Here is an 18,889-nt window from a genome sequence, read left to right on the forward strand (position 1 = left end):
GATTGTTGGAACATTGCCGGTTGCAGGAGCTGACGGATGAACGGTGCGGAAAGTCTGGTGCGGACGATGGTCAAGGGCGGGGTCGACGTCTGCTTCTCCAACCCCGGCACCTCCGAGATGCATTTTGTCGCAGCGCTGGACCGCGTGCCCGGCATGCGTTGCGTGCTCGGCCTGTTCGAAGGCGTGGTGACCGGCGCCGCCGACGGCTATTTCCGCATGAAGGGCACGCCGGCCTCGACGCTGCTGCATCTCGGCCCCGGTCTCGCCAACGGCCTTGCCAATCTGCACAACGCCAAGAAGGCGAATTCCGGCATCGTCAACATCGTCGGCCAGCACGCCGTCTACCACATCGGCTACAACGCGCCGCTGACCTCCGACATCGAGGGTCTGGCCCGGCCGATGTCCTCCTGGGTCCGGACCTCGCCGGACTCCAAATCAGTCGCCGCCGACGGTGCCGCGGCGATCGCCGCCGCCAAGAGCGCGCCGCCGCAGATCGCGACCCTGATCCTGCCCGCCGACACCGCCTGGAACGAAGCGGATGGCATCGCCGAGGTTCCGGCCGATCAGCAGCGCGCGAGCTATTCGCCGCAGGCGGTCGAGCAGGCCGCAAAAATCCTGCACGGCGATGGCGAGGGCACGCTGCTGCTGATGACCGGCAGTGCGCTGAGCGAGCAGGGGCTGGCGCTGGCCGAGCGCATCGCCGCCAAGACCGGCTGCACCGTGATGGGCCCGACCTTCCGTCCCAGGATGGCGCGCGGCCGCGGCCGCTTCTCGATCGATCGCATCCATTACGTGATCGACAACGCGCTGCAGATGCTGGCGAGGTTCCGCCATATCGTGCTGGTCGAGTCCGACGATCCCGTGGCCTTCTTCGCCTATCCGAACAAACCGAGCATCCTCAAGCCGGAAGGCTGCGACGTGCATCGCATGACCTCTTGGGGTGAGAATTCGGTGGCAGCGCTGGAAGCGCTCGCCGGCGCGGTGAAGGCCAGCGCGAAGGACGTCAAGCCGCAGGCCTCGGCCGAGCTGCTCAAGCCGACCGGCGCACTGACCCACGCCTCGATCGCGCAGTCGATCGCCTATGCGATCCCCGAGAATGCGATCCTGGTCGACGAATCCCTCACCACCGGCCGCGCCTTCTTCCCGCCGACGGCGGCGGCTGCTCCGCACGACTGGCTCCAGAACATGGGCGGCTCGATCGGCTTCTCGACGCCGCTCTCGATTGGTGCCGCGATCGCCTGCCCGGACCGCAAGGTGATCTGCATGGTCGGCGACGGCAGCGCGATGTACACGATCCAGTCGCTGTGGACCCAGGCTCGTGAAAACCTCAACATCGTCACCATCGTGTTCGCCAATCGCATCTACCAGATCCTGCGCGGCGAGTTCGACAATGTCGGCGCCGGCGAGCCCGGCCAGCGCGCCAACGACATGCTTCGCCTCGACCGGCCGACGCTGGATTTCGTGGCGCTGGCCAAGGGCATGGGCGTGCCCGGCCGCGCCGTTACCAACGCGGACGAGTTCAACAAGGCGCTGGCCGAAGCCGTCGCCGAGCCCGGTCCGCGGCTTATCGAAGTCCAGATGTAAGAACTGCTCGATCGCGCCGCGAATTCCGGCCCTCATGTAGCCCGGATGGAGCACAGCGTAATCCGGGACATTGTGCGTTTTGCGAGAACCCGGATTGCGCTACGTTCCATCCGGGCTACTCACGGCTTTGAAATGGAGCGCCGAGTGGCCGGGGGGCAAGATGCAGACCGAGCTGAACAAGGTGATCGCGGCGCTCCGGGACTTCTACGCCCACGAAGCATTCCTGTTCGAGAAGGACATCGGCGAGCGTGCCATCACGCACCGCTTCGCTGTATATCTGGAGAAGCAATTCTCCGGCTGGTCGGTCGATTGCAACTACGACCGGCTCGGCGAACGTACGCTGCATCTGCCGCACGGCACCATCATCTCGACCGACGATCACCTGGGCAAGTCGATCTATCCTGACGTCGTCGTGCATCAGCGCGAGATCCCGAACAATCTGCTGACCGTGGAGATCCGCAAGGCGAGCAATCACACCGCGCTTGATCACGACCAGCATAAGCTGATGGCGCTGACCGATGCGCATGTCTGGTTCGCCTTCTGGATCGGCGTGCTGCTGGTGCTGGACAAGAACAACGTGACGATCTCGGAAGTCTATGTCAGCGGCGTCCTTGAGCAACCGCTGTCGCGCTGGTTCGCGACCCGGCTGGAGGAGATCGGCCTGAGGGCTGCGCGTTAAGGCGAGTGCCGAGATTGTCGCGTTTAATTCAGCTATTGCTTTGAGTCATAATCCAAGGGCGATCTCGGCCCATTTCAACATGCGGTCGCTATTGAGGAATGACAGCACCGCCGGCTCCAGTGACGCGGTCGCGCCCGGTGCGAGCAAAGCCGTCGCGGCTACCATGTCGCAGCGTTGATTGAAGGCGAGTGAGAGCGCGGCCTTGGGGTTCCCTTCGACGCGATATGCCCGGCTGCGGCCGCGCATCGGACCGACGACGATCTCTCGGCCGGCAGCCGTCGGCGTTGCCCTCCCAATCAGCGCCAGGTCGCCCATCTGTTCGAGGTCGCCGTCGTCGGCGACTCCGGTAGCGCAGTTGCAAAAGCCGAGCTTGGGGCGAACGTAGAGCTGGACCTCGCCGCCGCAATCTTCGGCCTTGCAGCGGAACGCTTTTCCTTTCCCCCAGGGGTCCGCGCCGAAAGGCCAGTCGATTTCCGTCCACACCGGGCGGACCTCGCCGGAGGCCGATGTTGCGCGTGCCGGTTCACCGGATCGCAATATCCAGACCGCAGCGGCTGCGCAGAGCAGCGCACTGGCTGCGCTGATTGCAACGAATTTGCTGGTCAGGCGCATGGACGTTGCCGCGGCCCCTTTGCTAATTCTGAGCCATCAACTTTCGTGCGGCCGCGAGGTCTTCCCGAGACGAGTCGCCATTTCTCGCCGTTTCGACGACTTTCGCGTAGTACTGGCGGGCCTTCACAGCATCCCCCGCTTTCTCGGCCGCGCGAGCGGCGCCGATGGTCGCGCCAAAGCGGTTCGGCTCCTTGCGCATGGTGCTTTCGAACGCGGCCAATGCTTCCGTCGCCATGCCACGTTCGAGCAGCATGGTCCCGTAAAGCTCGCGTGCGGGGGCAAGCGGACCCGGCGTCACGATGGATTTCTCGGTCTTGTCTTCGGCATCGGCGGCAAGGCGCATCGCTTCCAGCGCATCCGCCTGTTTCCCCAGGGCGTTGAGCTGCCAGGCTGTAGCGACCTGCCGCTGAATGTCCACGATTTCGGTCCAATAGGCGTCCTTGTCCTGCTGCAGCTTGTCCCGCAACTCTGCCAGCTTGGCGATGTCCGCCGTTGCTGCGTCTGCATTGCCGGAGCGCGCGGCGCCAAGAGCGCGGGCGAAATAGGTGATCGCATCGACATAGGCAAACCGGCTCGGCTCGACCTTCAGCGCAGCAGCGCCCTGCCAATCACCACGCTCGACCATATAGCGCGCCTGGCTGGCTGCTATCGCGTAGGGACCGGCGCGGACAGCCGGCGCATAGCCCGTGGTCGCAACCATGTCCGCGATGACCTCGCTGGCTCGGCTGTCCTGCGCAAGCTGGAGCAGGGCGTAGACCATATAGTCGTCGGCATGCAGCTGCTCGCTTGGGTCCTTGCCCTCCTTGGCAGCCTTGGCGGAACGGCTATTGGCGTCGATGGATTCGTTCCAGTAGCCGACGCGCGTGAAGATGTGCGACGGCATATGCAAGGCGTGCGGTGCCGCCGGCGCGATCTCGGAATAGCGCTTGGCAGCGTCGAGTCCTTGCTCTGCGATCGCCGGATAGTCATAGAGGTGGATCAGATAATGCGCGACGCCGGGATGCCGCGGCTGGCGCTTGAAGATCGGCTCCAGGATAGCAGCGCCCTTGAGCTGGTTGGCATAGGTCTTGTCGTTTGGTGACGCCGTGACATTCAGCGTAATGGCGTAGGCGATCTGCGCCTCGTCATCATCGGGATAGCGCGCGGCGACGGCTTCGGTTGCCTTGAGATAGGCCTGTGCGCGCTGGCCAAACGTCGTCTTTTCGTCGCCCGAATAGAAGGCCAGCAGCGCGTCGATATAGTCGCGTTCGCGTTCGCTCTTGGCGCCGAGTGCCTTGGCCTTCTGCAGCGCGGCGATACCTCCGGTGAGGTTTTCCTTAGGCGCGGGAAAATGCGGATTGTACAGCAGGCTCAGCGCAATGCCCCAATAGGCGATCGCGCATTCCGGATCGGCCTGCAGCGTCTCCTCGAAAATTTCCTTTGCGGGCCGGTACCAGAACGAGTGCTGATAACGCATCCCGCGATCGAAGCGGCGCTGCGCCACCTCGTTGCAGGAGGTCTGGAAGTGCACCTTGCCAAATTGCTCATCGGCCCCGTCCTCCGCGCGTGCGGCGGGCGTGCCGGAAATCGAGCTCAGGGTAGCGAGGGCGAGAAGAGAGACGGTTCTCAAGGCGAGCGCGCGCATCGGCCCCTCCGTTTTCTGTTCAGAATAAATCTGGTCAGATGGCGCCGATAAAACCGAGGGCGCCGAAGTTCGTACTGCTGAGAATTGGCAATGGCAATTGCGTTTTTGAAGGATTTCTCCATTCGCGATGCGAGTCAACAGGAAGCGGACGGATTCGCGTTAGGGAAGCACGCCTGTCAGGAGCCATCCGCCCGCCCGTCGTGCGAGTGGGCCACAAGGCAGCTCGCACGACGACCGGCCTTGCACCATCGTCCGTTACCCGCTCAATGCAGCGGATCGCCCTGGCCGAGCGCGTAGGCGACGAGGTCCTTCAGCGCGAAGCTGGAGCCGGTCACCGGCGTCCATTGCGGATCGAGCGACAGCACGGAGGAATTGTCTCCGAACATCATGCCGAGGAAGACCTCGGCGACGATGCGGCCGCCGACCGGCCCGAGCTGCGGGGTCTTGACGGTGGCGGGCCCACCGGTGGCGGGGATTGCCATGTCCGTCGCGTTTTGCCGCGCCTCGGCCAGGATGTAGGCCCACAGCGGGCAGTTGCCGGCGAACACGCCGTTCGCGATGGTCGCGATCTTGACTTGCGGATCGCCCGGTCCCGGCTCGTCGACGGCCTTGCCGATGATGATCTCGTCGTCGGTCAGCGGCGTCAGGTTCATCGCCCTGGCGACGGCCTGGCCCGACGGCAGTCCGAGCCGCCAGCTGCGCTCGAGATTGCGTAGCGCCAGCGACGCCGGATTAGAGGCGACTTCCGGCGGCAGCTTGCGCAGCGGGTCCACCAGCGAGGCATCGATGCGATAGGCGAACTGCAGCCGTCTCTTGTTGTCGGGATTGGTATCGTCGTCCTCGACGCCGTAGGGGCGGGTGTCGAGATCGATGAAGCGGCCCCAATCCATGGCGCGTCCCGGTCCCATCGCGCGGAAGCCGGTCAGTGCGTTGTGGTCGGGATTGTTGGGATCGGGGAAGATCTGCAGCAGCATGTTGGCGGCGTCGTTCAGCCGGTAGCCGGGGCGGATCATGGAGTGCCCGAGCCGATAGGCCGCGACCGAGAACTCGACCGGCATGAACGGATAGGTCTTCCAATGGTAGTAAGCGAGCTTGCTGCGGTCGTATTGACCTGCGGTCTTCAGCTCGTCCAGCACGCTGGCGTGGACAATGCGCGGCAGGAAGTCGTTCAGCACCACATACTGATAGTGGAATCGAACGCGCTGCTGCACGTCTTCGAACGACAGGCTGTCATTGTCGTCGACCATGCGGTTGTGAAAGCGCAGCATCAAGGCCTGGAATTGCGAGACGATGCTGTTCTCGTCGTTGCGGGGATCGCCGATCAGCGCGCGGCCCTTGAACCGCGGCAAATCGACTGCATCGGGCACGCCGGCGCCGGTGACCTTCTCGCCGAGGCGGAACTTGATGCCGTCATACATGTAGGGCTGGTCGTTCGGGCCGCGGCCGTAGAGATTGTCCATGTCGAGCGACGGTGTGCGGAAGTCGACGAGCCCGTCGGGATCCTGCTGCTTGGTCAGCGAGCTGACCGGATCGAAGGTGATGTCGTGGTCGATGAACTGGCCGAAATAAGTGTAGAGCGAGGGAATGCCGCTCTCTTCGGCGTCCGGCCCGTCCTTCGGTCCGTCGAAGCCGGCGACCATCTTGTCGGCGAGCGCCGACAGGTTTGCAACATTGTCGGAATCGTTCGGGCCGAATTTGGCCGGTGCGAGCTTGCGGAACATGCGGCCGAAGCGGCCTTGCGAAAGCGGCGAACGCGTTGCGTTCAGACCGCGCGGAACAATTGCGTGGCGGCTGCTCATTGAAACACCTTCCTGAAAAGTCGGATGAAACAGTTCGGGCTCAAGTTCCTCGCGCTGGAGTTTGCAGCCTAGGCGCGATCACGCCTGCCACGAGCGAGATGGATCACAATTGCCCGTCATCAAAATTTTCGGAAGGAGACGCCCGCCTGCAAGCCACGGCGGCGCATCGTGAATATTCTCCGTGGCGAAGACGGATAACATTCTCGTCATCGACGGACGCAGGCGGCTTCGCACAGTTTCAATTCGCCGAGGTATCGGCGACGCGGATCGTTTTCACGCAAAAATTGTGGCGGCGCGCGCGTCATGCGCGCACGCCGCGAATTCGTCAGTAGTCGCGCTGCTGCGAGAACGCGTAGCGCGGGTTGATGCCGCAATAAGACGACGTGCCGGACGCGCTGGCGAGGCACTGCTGATAGCTGGCGAACTGGCAATTGCCGGGGTAACCCCACGAGCGGCCCTGGATGCAATATCGATCGTTCGCAGGATGTGCCTGGGCGGCCGGGGCTGCTACGGCCATCAGGGCCGCGAGCGATGCGAGTGTGAGGATGGTGCGACGCATTTCAGTCTCCTTCGAGAGCGAGTGGATAGGAATGTCAGCGGGCCTGGCTCGTCTGTTGCAAAGTCATGCCTGTGTTGGTGTCGGCGAACGGCTTTTGCGTTCGCGACAAGGCACATCATGACGCAGCCTGCCGCCGGCAATGTGATCTCGGCCACAGTTCACGACGGGGTTCCGGCCTATCGTGAACGGACTTGCACGCGTCGATCCCGGAGAACTACGCTTGCCTTGTTCGGATCAGGAATTTTGGAGGTTCTAATGCAAAAATCATACTTGCTGGCTGCGACAGCAGCGCTGGCGCTTCTCATGCAGACACCGCTTGCGCTGGCACAGGGCGCACCAACCGCCGCAGGAACGGCGGCGCCTGCGGCGACAACCGCCGCGCCGGCAGCGACGACGACAGCGCCGGGCGCCACCAATGACGCTTCCAGCCAGCCGACCGACTCCAAGAAGAGTGCGTCGAAGAAGCCGGCGAAGAAGAAGATGACGCGGCAGCAGGAGATCGATCACTCGGTCGACAGCGGCACGGTGCCCGCGCGCTACCGCAGCTCGGTGCCGAAGCAGTACCAGCAATACGTTCCGTTCGATAAGCAGTGACGGATCCACGGCGGCGCGAAATGATCGGGCATCGCGCCGCCGGTGCCATCGCGAGACGGTCGTGAAACAGGATCTTGGCCGGGCGGAATCCGGCCATACATCCCCAGTGGCGGTCCGCGCGAGCGGTGCTAGAGTAGGTCGAAGCCTGGGGGGAGTTATGAGTGACGACGTGAGGGATGCTGGCCTTGTGGCCATGATCAGCAGCATCCTGGGAGGCAACAAGCGCGCCGCACAAAGTGTCGCGCCACCGCCGCTCATCGAGGTTCCGCCGCCGACTGCGCCCACGAACGGATTTTTTGAGCTGGTCGAGCCCGTCCCCGATACGCCGCCGGCCAAGCCCGAGAACAACTCAGAGAACGATTCCGAGAGCGCGCCCAATGCGGCGCCGGCTGCCGCGAAGCCGGTCGAGCCGCCGGCGAAGATCGCCACGACGCCTGATGGCAAGCAGTTGCTGCCTGCTGAAGCAATCGCGGATCTCGTCCTGGGCGAGCTGCGCAAGCTGGAGAATTTTCCGGCGACCGGCGCCTCCGTCACGGTCTACGGGTACAGGCACTGGAACGCGATGATCACCTTCGCGCCGTTCTCGGCCACGTTCCGGGATGCCACGCGGTTCCGCCAGGCCATGCCGGACATCGTCTTCAAGCTGCGCCGTTTCGTCGAACTTGAGATATGATCCGGGAGATCGCCAGCTTCGGCCCGCCGCAATTCCTCGCGGCGCGACGGTGCCGGCCGTGAGCCCGAACAGTTCGACAGGATTTTCGACTTGAGCGTTGCCTTTACCAAAGAAGAGAGCGCGGAAACCGCCGCCGAGACGCTGCTGCCGGATCGGCCGATCTCGCCGCATCCGAACCTCGTGACGGAAGCGGGCTTGCAGGCGCTGCAAAGACAGCTTCAGGACGCACGCGAGGCCTATGAAGCCGCGCAAGCCATCGAGGACGTCAACGAAAAGCGCCGGCAATCGGCGGTGCCCTTGCGTGACGCCCGCTATCTCACCGAACGGCTGCGCACGGCGCAGGTCGTTCCCGCCCCGGCCTCGACCGATATCGTGGCCTTCGGCAGCACGGTGACCTTCAGCCGCGCCGATGGCCGCGTGCAAACCTATCGCATCGTCGGCGAGGACGAAGCCGACCCCAAGGCCGGCTCGATCTCGTTCGTGGCGCCGGTGGCGAAGTCGTTGATGGGGAAGGCGGTCGGGGATGTCGTGGGGGCGGGTGCGCAGGAGATCGAGATTTTGTCGATTGGGTAGGGGACGTTTATCGATGGTTTCCGCTGTGTCCGCGCAACAAGGCGCGATAGCTGGATGAGGCGGTTTCTGTCGGGAGCATTGCCGTTCTACGCGCTGGCCGGATTGGCCATGTGCATGTACCTCGTCCTGTACAAGACTGATCTCTTCGACTTGAACGCCATCGTCCAGGATGCGACCGGTTCGTCGTGGTTTCTGGTCTTCATTTTCGTCTGCGTGCTGCTGGAGTCGGTCTTCCCGTATTTTGGCTATTTTCCCGGAACCGCTCTCATCCTGATGTCCGTGGCGCTCAATCCGAAGCCCGCGGACGTCTCCGTTTTCATCGTGGCGTGGCTGGCCATCATCGTGGGCGCCGTCCTGAGCTACGGGCAGGCTCGCTTTTTCCGACCGCTGTTGCAGCGGGTCGCCTCAAAGGCGGCGCTGAACCGGTGTGAGTCCTTGCTCGATGCCTACGGCCCTTACGCGCGAATTGCCCTGTTCGTTCATCCCAACGCCTGCGCGATGTATTTCACGGCACTCGGCCTCCTCGGCCGCAACCTGACGCGCGAACTCGCCTATCTCGGCGTGGGTGCAGCAGTTTCCGTGGGCGTTCTGTTCGTCGTCGTGAGCAGACTCGTGTCGTCCGTAGGCACCACCGACGACGGGGAATTGCAGCTGCTGCTGGCCGCAGCACTGGTCGCCATCGGGACCTTCGTCGGTCTGTACGCGGCCTGGCGGCCGGCGCGGGTTGCTTGACGCTTGAGATGGCGTGGGCGTCGATCGGCGCGGTCTCACCCCTTGCTCCGTCATTGCGAGCGCAGCGAAGCAATCCAGTCTGTCTCCGCGGAAAGACTCTGGATTGCTTCGCTGCGCTCGCAATGACGACGTGACATCATGCGCAAAGCAAAGAGCTAGTGCCCCAAGGGCGATGACCAATACTTCCCGCTCAGGCCACCGCGACGATGCCATCATGCCGGTGTTTTGCCCGGCGAGTCAAATCCGATTTCGGAAAAATAGCATAGTGGTAACCCCTTGATCCGACTGAGGTCGGCTACTGTGCATGGGGTTGTTTTCGACATTTTTGATTGAGGCGGTCCCGACACATCGCCAGGCGTCGGCGATGGGTCCGCGATCAGCAGGGTTCAGGAAGGTGAATGGTGGGCGCACAAGGGATCGAACCTTGGACCTCTCCCGTGTGAACCACAATCGGTAGATCCAAGCTAACCAAATCCAGCCATAGTTGAGATGTAAAAACTATTTAATTGACGTTGGTTACGGCCCTGTGTGGCCATAGGAGGCCATAGGTGGCCTTACTACATTTTGTATGCCCCCGTTGTGCCCGCCGTGGATTTTCCCTTGGGGCACAAAACGGGGGAGGTCTGAGACCCGGTTCTGTTCGAGGACTGACCGCCGTTGTTGCGGGGCACACCGGGCAGAGAGAGGGAAGGATTCATGACGGAGCCGGCCAACCAGCTGACACTCACCGACGCGGTGATCCGCAACGCGACGCTGCCGCCGGGGAAGGCGCAGCATTATCTCCACGACGACAAGCTGCCCGGCCTCGCTTTGCGCATGCGCGCCACCGGCGGCCGGACCTGGGTCTACCTTTTCACCAAGCCGGGGGTGAGGGGGACCCAGCGCAAGACCCTCGGCGCGTGGCCCAAATATAATGAGAAGGCCGCGCGCAAGGCCGCCACCATCGCCGCAGGCGAGGTCGTCAAGGGCTTGGACCCGAACGATGCGAAGCGCGAGGCGAGGCGGAAACAGGCAGCCGAAAAGCAACGCACCACGCTCGCGACGCTCATTGTTGAAGATGGTCCCTACCAGACGTCCTTGACCGAACGTCAAGTCGTCAACTGGAAGCCAGCAGTGTCGGCGCTGCGGCGCGGGCTCAAGGATCACGCCGAGAGCGGCGTGGGGGACCTGACACGACGGCAGATCATGGCTGCGGTCGACAAGATTGCCAAGACCGGTAAGCGCGGCGCAGCCAAGGACTTGCGCAAGCACGTGCATACCTTCCTCGAATGGTGCGTCGGCGAAGGTTATGTCGAGCACAACGTGCTCGCCGGCTATCGCGCGCCCAAGGAAACCCGGGCGCAAAGGGTCGGACGCCGAACGAAGGGTCGCGCGCTGAGTGATGAGGAAATCATCAAGGTCTGGGGTGCAACCGGCAAGCTCGGGGCTTTCGGTCTCCTGGCACGGATGTGCCTGCTCGGTGGCCCGCGGCGCAGTGAGCCTACGATGATCGAATGGCGAAAGCACATCATGGACGACCGTATTACTTTCGATGCAGCGTGGACCAAGATGGGGCTACACCACGATGTGCCGCGCACTCACCTGGTTGACGAGATGCTCACGGCCGCGAAGCATTTCCAGCGGGCAACCTCCGACTATGTCTTCCCGTCGCCAAAGACGGGCGGCCAGATGTCCGGCTTTACCAAGATGGTCAACCGCCTGGTCAAGGAAGCGGGCGTCGCCAAGTTCACCATGCATGACTTGAGGCGCAGCTTGCGCACCATCATGTCACGCTGTGGCTACGACAACGAAATCCAGCGGCTGTGTGTTGGGCAAAAGCCAAGCGGAATCGATCAGGTCTACAATCATGACGAACAGTGGATCATCCGCAAGATGGCGTTCGAAGCGGCTCACGACTACATTGCGGAGTTGGTCGGTGCGAAACGGGTCGGCAAAATCGTGCGTCTGCAGCGGACGAATCCGCTTGACCCGATCAAGGCCGAGCTCCTCGGGCGTCTCCGTGAGCATTTTGCGGCTGAGGCGCCTTAGTAGCTCCATTGCACTTGGCCAGACAGTCAACAGTGCATCAACACGATAGAGCGGCTGCCATCGATATATCGCCATTTCAGCGGGTGGTTCGGATTGCGCCGCCACTGCTCCAGTGCTGTTGTCGGCAGGCAATGACTCGCGATCGCACGTCAGCGGCGTACGTTTCAACAATCTGCTAGTCGACGCTGTTGGTCCGTTTTGACAACCGAGCGGTGAGCCAGCCGCCACTATCACCAGACGGACAAAAGCTCAGATCTGAGATGGTCGGGCCTTTCGATGGGACCCGCGCCGGGCGTGCAAGATCTTCAAGCGGACTCTGTCGCGCGTTCGACTGATAATTATAGGTTCGGATGCTCGATCGAGGGGAGCGGCTTCGAACAGCCCGAAGCTTGCGCCGTCCATAACCGGCACAATCCGCACCAGCCGGAAACCTGCGCGGTGTAACAGCGACCGATACTCGGCATTGCTCAAGCCTTTTGCTGCGGTATGGTGGCAAGCTTTTCAAAAGATGCAGCAGTGCTGTCCTTTTGACCCCCAAATCCATGGTGATACTGTTGTAAGGGCGGTCTGTCCGGGAGGACACAATGCGATGGTTTGACCGGCTGTTTGGAAGGGGGTCGGCGCCTGCTACCAGACTCTTTGCGAGATTTGGGCGGAAATCGCGGGCACCCACAGATCCTGATCTTCTGAAGATTGCCAAAGACCGAAAAGGGCATATTTCGCGAAGAGCCGTGAGAGATGAATATAACCGGCTGCTTTTGGAGAAGTACGCGCACGACAGGTCCTGATTTTAATCTCGTCCGGTGGTCCCACTGCGTGCCAGCGAAGCTCTTCGTCTCGGCGGCTTCTTTCTCGCCTCGCTTATTGGCCCTCAACGGGACAGGCTGACTGCCGTCATCGAGAGCCGTTGCCCTCAAAGGGACGCTTACATGAAATCTCCCGCCGTCGAGGCGCTCGACCTGCATAAACTGCGGTTTGAGCGTGTGATCGCCAAGGAGACGGGCGGGCCCTCCTATCATCCAGCGGTCCTTCTGAAGCTTTACGGTTATCTCAATCGGGTGCAATCCAGTCGCCGCCTGGAACGTGAGGCTTGCCGCAATATCGAGGTGATGTGGCTGATCGGCCGCCTTTGCTCCCGATCACAAGACAATCGCCGACTTCCGGAAGGACAATGGCGCGGCGATCCGGAAGGTTTGCGCGAAGTTCGTTGCTCTGTGCCGGCAAATGGAGCTTGAGCTGCTGGCGCGCAATTCTTGAAGAAAAATCCAACGGAGACGAAATACTTTGTTTAGCCATGCACTCCCCGCAGCGGGCTGCACCAGCGCTCAATGCGGTCCGCTGGTGCCCTTCAAGATCGCGGAAGTGACAGCTTCGAGCCGCGCGGCGACCTCTCTTGTCCGCCTAGCGACATCTCCTAACGCGAAAGTGTCGACCGGCTTCGCATCGAGCACAAAATGTAGTTCAGCCTGAAGATCCTAAGCTGCGCCTTACAAATGATCCAAATCGACGTTGAGCATCAAGAGATCGTCCATTAAGGCCAATCGATCCGATCGGCGCTCAGCCGCCGGCGATCAATCTCCTCGCGGAGGATGTCGGCGCGTTGTCTCGCGGGGTCGCCGAGGAGATGGTAGCGGCCGCCTGCCGCACGATCGGCCGCAGCCTGGATCCGGATGTTTTCGTAAAGACGAAGGACGCTCTCATCGCTCAAGTTCGCAATACTCATGACGCAACACCTTCAACCGGGAATGAAAGTAGCCTTTCTCAACTTCGGCGGGAGATCAAGGGTATGTCACTCGTTAACCCCACCGACCCCACCGCGATTGCGGAATGTCAGGCCGATGCCGCGGCGATCCTGCAGACCTATTTGCGGCAGCGCGGGCTCGGCCCAGGCGCAACGGCCAACGTCGCCTGCACGCCGAATTGAGCCGATGCAGCAGATCGCGCACAAGCCGTCAACTTCAACCTGATCAAGGCCGCGCGTCAGGTAGTGGCCCTCAAGCTTTGGCGGCCGTTCAAGCCGCCAATCCATGTCCACGCCGAATGTCACAGATTGTTCCGTAACCGGAGGACGTAAGAGGCGGGCGCAACGCTCTTACCGGACGGGCGAAAGCCTACTCCTGCACAGGTATCTTGCGCAGAATTGCGTCAAGTCCGGCAGACGTTGCCTGCCAAACGCCGCCTTGTATCTCAATCCACCGTTTTTGCTTGAATCCTTCAAGGGTTACTGGCCCTACACCAGGCGGGAGTGGCAGGCCGTGGTGAAGGGCGATGATTGCTGTGCGCTCGGGATGTGTCGGAAGGTCTGGCAGCCGAGACCGCAGCCAACTTCGCCGTATTTCTATGCCGAACTCCTCGGCTCTTCGCCGAATAGTCGCTTCGCTTCGCTGAAGTGCAACGGCGATATGCTTGATCAGTTTTCCGTCACTGGCGAGCTGCCGTAGCCGCTCGGTCTCTTCGGACGCCCAAGGTCTCAGCGTTAACGAGGTCAAAGGTGCAATCCGATGGCAAGAAGCCGGCGCCCGCCAAGACGCAGTGCCGGCCATTCCTTGCTCCGTCGAAATATCGCCCCAAATAGCGAAAGCCCAGGGGGACACGGCAAGAGCTATGATGTCGGGCTTCGTACTGTGGATCATTCTCTTTCGAGGAGACTGGCAGTGATAAGAATCGTACAAGGAATGCTCGTGGCGAGCTCGCTTCTCGCTTTTGTCAGTGGGGCTCATGCGGCGGATGGTTGTGGCGACGGGTGCCATCAGACCAGCGGCGGCGCCTGTGAAGCTGACGGCTGGCGCACCGGAGCCAAGGTTCGAAATGAATGTCCGGCGACCTCTCGCCCCCGCCCACCCTGCGGTGGCCGTGATTTTGTCTGGGACCGCACCAAACAGGCATGCTTCCAAAACAACCGCGACTGGTACTGATCTCGCCTGGACGCGCGAAAAGGCCGCAGGTCACCGTGATAGCGGCACCCGCGGCCTAGGCCAGCTGCCGCTCCGCACGATCGGCGCCGGCAATTGATTGAAGCGCAACCGCGGAATGGGCGCAACTTCGGGAGACCGGCTCCTACACACAGCCGGCCTCATTTTGCGGTAGATAATTTCTAGGTCACGATCAGCCAAGTCAGCCCGGCGATCGTGCCGTAAAAGCCCGCCAGTGCAATAAGCACGAAAGCTCGCTCGATCTTGTCCATTGAATTTCCCCCGCAAGAAAAACAATCGGAAAGACGCAGGTTACTTCCGCTCGGCTACGAGTCAAACGGCATTGTCAAGTCGGGACAAGCCCGCAACTGTGGATAACGGGGAAAATTGCAAACCCGCCGTTGCTAGCAGCACGGCCCGCACAACCTTCCTAGGCTCTATCCATTTTTTCTGGGTTACTTAGCCTCGCGAGTGTCGCGCGGAAGTCCGCCAGCTCACATAGCAGCCGGTCGCGCTCGGGATCCTGCGGAAGCTCACGGGCTTTGGTTTCCGCCTGTTCGGCTTGCTTTCTCAGATCGTCTAGCGCCTCACTCATTTTTTCGCCTTTAGCCCGATCTCGACCAGGCGGCGGACTGCCTGGGCACGGGTCATCTCTTCGCCGCTCTTTTCGATCCATCCGTCGATAGCGGCCAGTTCGCGCAACATCAACAGGCGCCTACGATAGCTCGCGGTCGAGTGGACGCTCGCCGCACCCCCGGGGAGCCGAACCCCCTCAGAGGACCTTGCCGAGTACTGCCGGCGCGAGGGCTGTCTTATGGGCCTCAAGAGGATGGTCGACGAGCGCCGCGGGCGGGCGGCTGCTGTACCGAGCACCGCGACCATTGTGGCCAAGTACAACCAGCTTTCGCCCGAGGACCAGACGACCGTGACGGCCAAGATCAAGCGCATACGGGCGGAGCGTGACTAATCAAGCGTCGTCGACGAGCCCACAGGAAGCGCGCGACCGGCAACGGCTGATGACGCACCGTCGGCGGTTGAGGCGGTGAAACGAGAAGGCCCGCCAGGCGAACCGGCGGGCCTCGCGGCTCCTGGCGCTCTGATCCGCAATTGGATTGGCGGCCGGGAGCCATTGGGGCTGGAAAGCTAGCGGTGCATGCTCGCCCTGGAGTTACAATACACCGAGCATCGCACTCCGGTAGTTTTCCCGACTCCATTTTCGGAACGGGGTGTTCTAGTGTGAGAACACCGGCGAGATTTAAGCACCGACTTTTAGTTTGTCCGGGATGGCCGCAGTGGGGCTGGAACCACGCTGCGGCTTTTCCGTGTTCGCCAGAATCCCGGGCGGCCAGTGCGTCGTGCTGTGGACACTTGAGGCCCGCGGTTGCGCTGACGGGCCTGTTCTCTGTTGCCAGAACATTCCCATAGCCCTCGGGGGACTGGCCTGTTTTAACCCCTAGTGGTCTAAGTTGAATTTCACAGTGGCCTGGTTTGCTGCTCGCGCTGTTCTAGAGCTTCCAGTCGCCTTTCGGCCTCGCCTATGGCTTCCTGCAGAATTGCCTCCGTCTGGCGCGCTCGCGTAAAGCGCAGCGCAAGCCGTAGGCGCACGACGTCATGCCGCAGCCACACGGTTTCGTCCGCAAAATCACTCAAGGGGTGCACCCGCTTCGTCGGGGGGACAGCCCAATCGTAACAGAGCTTTGGTTCTAGTTCCAGCAACGCCGCCTCAGCAGGCGGCCTCTTTCACCTGTTCCCTCCGGCGTGCCTATTATCTCGTACTCGAAGGCAACGCCGTCGGGATCGTTCTCATCGAGCCAAGCCTGCGCAATCTCCTCGGTCGCGAAGACCTTCAACTCCTCGCCCTGATCGTAAATCCAGACGGTCATGGTCGCACCGGGAGCTCTGATCTCGAACGCGAGCATCGACGAGGACCTCGGGAATTGCCTCGCGCAGACTGTCGCGATCAAGAATGCGAATGAGCCGCTCGACGATCACTGCTGCATCGCGCTCGTGCGTGAGATAGTCGGCTAGCGCCATCATGGCCAGATCGTAACTCTGCTCGATCTTCTCGGCAGGGGTCAGCTGGGCCATGCTCAACCAGCTCCGCGCAGGGGCAGCGCCAGTTGGACAGCAAAAGGGCGGCTGGCATTCGCTTCGATGAAAGCACGCAGCGCCGGCGCGATCTCGCCATCGTCCATGTCGCGCCTGGCCAGCTCGTCCGCAGCCTCACTGGTCGCATCGCGAGACCAGCCCTCGATGGCATTGAATGCGACGATGCGGACCGGATAGGCGTATTGGCCAGACAGCAGATCGCGGATGACCGTCTCGAAGTCAGTTTCCTGCTCGTCCGTCTCCCGCCAGGCGCAGCCCGCGCGCGCGCCGAAATCTTCCAAGACGAGATAGATATCGCGATCGAGGCGGTCGAGCGGCACGATCGAGGGCGAGGAACGCATACGCTTACTCCGGAATCGGAGGCGGAGAGACGGCCCAGGCGTTGCAGGGAATGGCCGGGGCCGCTCTGCCAGCTTGGCAGCCAGCGGGTCAGCAAACGGCGCAGGGAGAGCTCTGTTCCACAGCAGGCGTGACCAGTTTGCCGTTAAGCGGCTCCTCCGAAATCGGCGCCAGTCCATGCGCCGCTAGCCTTAATTGCCCCGCATTGCTGCGTGAACGAGGCCCGATGTGTGCTGAGTATCGGTGGACGAATTGCGGGTGATTGCTGCGGCTGCCGCGTTGCTTGCATCCGGGCTCGCGCTAAACGCTTGCGCGAATTTGAGTGGTGGCTCTTCATTGATGGACGCACGAGCGCAGGCACCCGCTCCACTCTCGGGGTATCCCGCCGTTGAAGATGTGCCCCCGAGGCGCGGACCGGCTCTGACCTCCGATCAGCAAATCAAGCTCCAGCAGGAGCTAGTCGCAGTGCGCGCTCGACAGGGTGCAAAAGCCGCCGGCCAACGTGAGAGCACCGCATCGTCGCGGCCCTGACGGTCGGCTGCCGCCTGCAAGGCAGTAAACTGCCCACCCCGCTATGTGTTAATGACCAATTCCCGCCCGGGCTCCATTCTCATGTTCAGGGCGGGAGTGATTCGGATGCTGGAAGGAATCCTCATTCTGCTGGTCGTCGGTGATGGGGCCGTTCTCGTGATCGGCTTGTGGGGCTTCTACCGCCGAGCAAAGCAGAGGGCTGAGAACTTCTGATGCACCTCCGAGACTGGACTACTCTATTTTGGTTTTTCAGGAAGGCTCGGTTGAGGCATCCCATACTGCGCGGCTCGTTTTGCGACCAGCTTGCGGTAAGGAGGCTGCTTGCTTCAGCAGATCGGGCTTGAACTTGGGTCGCTTGCGGTTTCAATGGCGGCGAACGGATGCGCTACTTAGGGTGAATGCCAAATGATGTACCATTCGGCGAGCGCGCTCTACCGAATCCGCCAGCTCGCCCGCTAGTTTGATGAGTTTGTCCATAGAGGGATCATCGCGGAAGTCGGACAGAATAATTTTAATGCATCGGTTAGTGAGATCCAGAATCCACAGCGCCCGCTTAATGTCATCTTGGTTACGGAGGTTCATTCCGTTGAGTTCAGAGGTCACGGTTGCGAGCCCTTGAAGCCGAAGCATCGCGGGATGCAGCTTGGACTGCTCTCGGGCCGCGTGGGGAAAACTGATAACTTCTGACATGGAATCCGACTCTTCCTAAAAAATGCCTCGTAGTATTACGGTGATCATTTGGAACTCTAATAGTTAGCGCTTTACTAACAACTAAGGTTGTTCAGCAGACTCCCCGATTTGGCTATCGTTATTCGGCACTCGCGGTCTACACCTGGGAAATTCCTGGGGGTCTGAGGCCTACCGCTTCGTCGAAAGGCCAACCCCAGCCCCGCCTTCATCAGCCGCGCTTCAGACCTCGGCGCTTGCGCGTTCAACTTCTGATGCGAGAACCGTCAGGTGATCGGCCAGCCGAGTGAAAAGCTCTCGTTTCTTCGGGTCGCTCGCCAGGTCGCGGATGAGGGCGCACTCCGCCGCATCCGCACGGAGCTTTTCCAATTGAGCCTGCATGTCTTTCATTGCGGCTACTCGTTCCCCTCGAGGGAACAATATAGCAGCGTCCAAAAGTGAACAGAACTAATTGCCGGACGCGACTAGCCTTGGGCCCTCATTGGCGGTGACCTGCCGCCTAGGGACCTCCAACGGCCCCGGCCCATAGGGGTGTGTGCTGGGGCCGTTTCTATCCGTGCCCGTCGGCTTTGATCAGGCGCACGTAGGTCCCGCTCTCATGCAGCTCGAGCCAGCCCTTCTCAACAGCGCACCTGATGCCGGCGCCCGAACTCTGCGCCGCTTGCCTTGAGAGTGTAGAGAAAGGGATAGTTGATCTTCTCGATGTGGACCCGGCCGTCCTGCACCGGCTCGATGCCCGAAGCCAGCTGAACGAGCTGGCGGGCGGCGACTTCCGGATCGGCAAAAGGGCGTTCGGTGACGAGTTTCATTGCGAGAATCAAAACCTGAAGCCCATGCTTGATGACGTGGCTCGC

Annotated in this window: 20 protein-coding genes and 2 pseudogenes; 11 read left to right on the top strand and 11 right to left on the bottom strand. The window is 61.8% G+C overall.

The window, feature by feature from the left end:
• Positions 1 to 36: 36 nt before the first annotated feature.
• Both AC0L27_RS31495 and AC0L27_RS31500 read left to right on the top strand, forming a co-directional pair.
• Positions 37 to 1,584, top strand: coding sequence for an acetolactate synthase large subunit (locus tag AC0L27_RS31495; protein WP_354207962.1), 1,548 nt, complete (start codon positions 37 to 39; stop codon positions 1,582 to 1,584).
• Between the two features lie 160 nt (positions 1,585 to 1,744).
• Complete coding sequence (locus AC0L27_RS31500) at positions 1,745 to 2,263, top strand: hypothetical protein (RefSeq protein ID WP_354207960.1); 519 nt, start codon at positions 1,745 to 1,747, stop codon at positions 2,261 to 2,263.
• Positions 2,264 to 2,308: 45 nt separating this feature from the next.
• On the opposite strand, the gene AC0L27_RS31505 is transcribed toward AC0L27_RS31500, so the two are convergent.
• The 4 genes from AC0L27_RS31505 to AC0L27_RS31520 all read right to left on the bottom strand — a co-directional run bounded on the left by AC0L27_RS31505 (position 2,309) and on the right by AC0L27_RS31520 (position 6,857).
• Positions 2,309 to 2,746 carry a hypothetical protein gene (locus tag AC0L27_RS31505; RefSeq protein ID WP_354129849.1) on the bottom strand — a complete coding sequence of 146 codons (438 nt, stop codon included), beginning with the start codon at positions 2,744 to 2,746 and terminating at the stop codon, positions 2,309 to 2,311.
• Between the two features lie 151 nt (positions 2,747 to 2,897).
• On the bottom strand, positions 2,898 to 4,499 hold the full coding sequence (locus AC0L27_RS31510; RefSeq protein ID WP_473309404.1) for a tetratricopeptide repeat protein: 1,602 nt from the start codon (positions 4,497 to 4,499) through the stop codon (positions 2,898 to 2,900).
• Between the two features lie 263 nt (positions 4,500 to 4,762).
• A complete protein-coding gene (locus AC0L27_RS31515) occupies positions 4,763 to 6,298 on the bottom strand; it encodes a peroxidase family protein (RefSeq protein WP_275174632.1) in 1,536 nt (511 codons plus the stop codon).
• Between the two features lie 325 nt (positions 6,299 to 6,623).
• Complete coding sequence (locus tag AC0L27_RS31520; RefSeq protein WP_275174633.1) at positions 6,624 to 6,857, bottom strand: DUF3551 domain-containing protein; 234 nt, start codon at positions 6,855 to 6,857, stop codon at positions 6,624 to 6,626.
• Between the two features lie 255 nt (positions 6,858 to 7,112).
• Here AC0L27_RS31520 and AC0L27_RS31525 point away from each other — a divergent pair, with 255 nt between their 5' ends.
• The 6 genes and pseudogenes from AC0L27_RS31525 to AC0L27_RS31550 all read left to right on the top strand — a co-directional run.
• Positions 7,113 to 7,451 (top strand): hypothetical protein, encoded by a 339-nt coding sequence (locus tag AC0L27_RS31525; RefSeq protein ID WP_354207953.1) that lies wholly within the window; start codon positions 7,113 to 7,115, stop codon positions 7,449 to 7,451.
• A 157-nt stretch (positions 7,452 to 7,608) separates the two neighbouring features.
• A complete protein-coding gene (locus tag AC0L27_RS31530) occupies positions 7,609 to 8,124 on the top strand; it encodes a hypothetical protein (protein WP_354207951.1) in 516 nt (171 codons plus the stop codon).
• 90 nt (positions 8,125 to 8,214) lie between these two features.
• Positions 8,215 to 8,697, top strand: a complete 483-nt coding sequence (greA, locus tag AC0L27_RS31535; protein ID WP_275174635.1) for a transcription elongation factor GreA — start codon at positions 8,215 to 8,217, stop codon at positions 8,695 to 8,697.
• 54 nt (positions 8,698 to 8,751) lie between these two features.
• Positions 8,752 to 9,429: a hypothetical protein gene (locus tag AC0L27_RS31540; protein WP_473321553.1), complete on the top strand. Its 678-nt coding sequence runs from the start codon at positions 8,752 to 8,754 to the stop codon at positions 9,427 to 9,429.
• Between the two features lie 696 nt (positions 9,430 to 10,125).
• Positions 10,126 to 11,457, top strand: a complete 1,332-nt coding sequence (locus AC0L27_RS31545) for a tyrosine-type recombinase/integrase (RefSeq protein WP_473321555.1) — start codon at positions 10,126 to 10,128, stop codon at positions 11,455 to 11,457.
• 944 nt (positions 11,458 to 12,401) lie between these two features.
• Positions 12,402 to 12,690, top strand: a pseudogene (locus AC0L27_RS31550) (transposase); the annotation flags it as partial.
• 298 nt (positions 12,691 to 12,988) lie between these two features.
• Here the strand turns inward: AC0L27_RS31550 and AC0L27_RS31555 are convergent.
• Positions 12,989 to 13,180 (bottom strand): hypothetical protein, encoded by a 192-nt coding sequence (locus AC0L27_RS31555; protein WP_473321556.1) that lies wholly within the window; start codon positions 13,178 to 13,180, stop codon positions 12,989 to 12,991.
• 63 nt (positions 13,181 to 13,243) lie between these two features.
• Here AC0L27_RS31555 and AC0L27_RS31560 point away from each other — a divergent pair, with 63 nt between their 5' ends.
• From AC0L27_RS31560 to AC0L27_RS31570, 3 genes are all read left to right on the top strand, one after another.
• The gene (locus tag AC0L27_RS31560) at positions 13,244 to 13,381 is read left to right on the top strand and encodes a hypothetical protein (RefSeq protein ID WP_473321558.1); all 138 of its coding nucleotides are present in this window, start codon (positions 13,244 to 13,246) and stop codon (positions 13,379 to 13,381) included.
• Between the two features lie 751 nt (positions 13,382 to 14,132).
• The gene (locus AC0L27_RS31565; protein WP_473321653.1) at positions 14,133 to 14,372 is read left to right on the top strand and encodes a hypothetical protein; all 240 of its coding nucleotides are present in this window, start codon (positions 14,133 to 14,135) and stop codon (positions 14,370 to 14,372) included.
• 826 nt (positions 14,373 to 15,198) lie between these two features.
• Positions 15,199 to 15,336, top strand: coding sequence for a hypothetical protein (locus AC0L27_RS31570; protein WP_473321560.1), 138 nt, complete (start codon positions 15,199 to 15,201; stop codon positions 15,334 to 15,336).
• A 506-nt stretch (positions 15,337 to 15,842) separates the two neighbouring features.
• On the opposite strand, the gene AC0L27_RS31575 is transcribed toward AC0L27_RS31570, so the two are convergent.
• The 6 genes and pseudogenes from AC0L27_RS31575 to AC0L27_RS31600 form a co-directional block, all read right to left on the bottom strand.
• Positions 15,843 to 16,019, bottom strand: coding sequence for a hypothetical protein (locus AC0L27_RS31575; RefSeq protein WP_473321562.1), 177 nt, complete (start codon positions 16,017 to 16,019; stop codon positions 15,843 to 15,845).
• A gap of 153 nt (positions 16,020 to 16,172) precedes the next feature.
• Entirely contained in the window at positions 16,173 to 16,457 is a 285-nt protein-coding gene (locus AC0L27_RS31580) for a hypothetical protein (RefSeq protein ID WP_473321564.1), read from the bottom strand.
• A 2-nt stretch (positions 16,458 to 16,459) separates the two neighbouring features.
• On the bottom strand, positions 16,460 to 16,819 hold the full coding sequence (locus tag AC0L27_RS31585) for a hypothetical protein (protein ID WP_473321566.1): 360 nt from the start codon (positions 16,817 to 16,819) through the stop codon (positions 16,460 to 16,462).
• An 892-nt stretch (positions 16,820 to 17,711) separates the two neighbouring features.
• On the bottom strand, positions 17,712 to 18,038 hold the full coding sequence (locus tag AC0L27_RS31590) for a hypothetical protein (protein WP_473321568.1): 327 nt from the start codon (positions 18,036 to 18,038) through the stop codon (positions 17,712 to 17,714).
• Positions 18,039 to 18,257: 219 nt separating this feature from the next.
• On the bottom strand, positions 18,258 to 18,425 hold the full coding sequence (locus AC0L27_RS31595; protein WP_473321570.1) for a hypothetical protein: 168 nt from the start codon (positions 18,423 to 18,425) through the stop codon (positions 18,258 to 18,260).
• A 160-nt stretch (positions 18,426 to 18,585) separates the two neighbouring features.
• Positions 18,586 to 18,844: pseudogene (locus AC0L27_RS31600) on the bottom strand (hypothetical protein).
• Positions 18,845 to 18,889 lie beyond the last annotated feature (45 nt).

The sequence above is a fragment of the Bradyrhizobium sp. Ken51 genome (genome assembly GCF_055807435.1).

What these genes read in the sequence shown, in the direction of transcription:
- AC0L27_RS31580 (WP_473321564.1), bottom strand. Translation starts at nt 16,457, where the DNA reads ATGGCCCAGCTGACCCCTGCCGAGAAGATCGAGCAGAGTTACGATCTG.
- AC0L27_RS31495 (WP_354207962.1), top strand. Translation starts at nt 37, where the DNA reads ATGAACGGTGCGGAAAGTCTGGTGCGGACGATGGTCAAGGGCGGGGTC.
- AC0L27_RS31570 (WP_473321560.1), top strand. Translation starts at nt 15,199, where the DNA reads ATGGTCGACGAGCGCCGCGGGCGGGCGGCTGCTGTACCGAGCACCGCG.
- AC0L27_RS31510 (WP_473309404.1), bottom strand. Translation starts at nt 4,499, where the DNA reads ATGCGCGCGCTCGCCTTGAGAACCGTCTCTCTTCTCGCCCTCGCTACC.
- AC0L27_RS31590 (WP_473321568.1), bottom strand. Translation starts at nt 18,038, where the DNA reads ATGTCAGAAGTTATCAGTTTTCCCCACGCGGCCCGAGAGCAGTCCAAG.
- AC0L27_RS31560 (WP_473321558.1), top strand. Translation starts at nt 13,244, where the DNA reads ATGTCACTCGTTAACCCCACCGACCCCACCGCGATTGCGGAATGTCAG.
- AC0L27_RS31565 (WP_473321653.1), top strand. Translation starts at nt 14,133, where the DNA reads ATGCTCGTGGCGAGCTCGCTTCTCGCTTTTGTCAGTGGGGCTCATGCG.
- AC0L27_RS31515 (WP_275174632.1), bottom strand. Translation starts at nt 6,298, where the DNA reads ATGAGCAGCCGCCACGCAATTGTTCCGCGCGGTCTGAACGCAACGCGT.
- AC0L27_RS31555 (WP_473321556.1), bottom strand. Translation starts at nt 13,180, where the DNA reads ATGAGTATTGCGAACTTGAGCGATGAGAGCGTCCTTCGTCTTTACGAA.
- AC0L27_RS31595 (WP_473321570.1), bottom strand. Translation starts at nt 18,425, where the DNA reads ATGAAAGACATGCAGGCTCAATTGGAAAAGCTCCGTGCGGATGCGGCG.
- AC0L27_RS31540 (WP_473321553.1), top strand. Translation starts at nt 8,752, where the DNA reads ATGAGGCGGTTTCTGTCGGGAGCATTGCCGTTCTACGCGCTGGCCGGA.
- AC0L27_RS31530 (WP_354207951.1), top strand. Translation starts at nt 7,609, where the DNA reads ATGAGTGACGACGTGAGGGATGCTGGCCTTGTGGCCATGATCAGCAGC.
- AC0L27_RS31525 (WP_354207953.1), top strand. Translation starts at nt 7,113, where the DNA reads ATGCAAAAATCATACTTGCTGGCTGCGACAGCAGCGCTGGCGCTTCTC.
- AC0L27_RS31520 (WP_275174633.1), bottom strand. Translation starts at nt 6,857, where the DNA reads ATGCGTCGCACCATCCTCACACTCGCATCGCTCGCGGCCCTGATGGCC.
- AC0L27_RS31585 (WP_473321566.1), bottom strand. Translation starts at nt 16,819, where the DNA reads ATGCGTTCCTCGCCCTCGATCGTGCCGCTCGACCGCCTCGATCGCGAT.
- AC0L27_RS31500 (WP_354207960.1), top strand. Translation starts at nt 1,745, where the DNA reads ATGCAGACCGAGCTGAACAAGGTGATCGCGGCGCTCCGGGACTTCTAC.
- AC0L27_RS31545 (WP_473321555.1), top strand. Translation starts at nt 10,126, where the DNA reads ATGACGGAGCCGGCCAACCAGCTGACACTCACCGACGCGGTGATCCGC.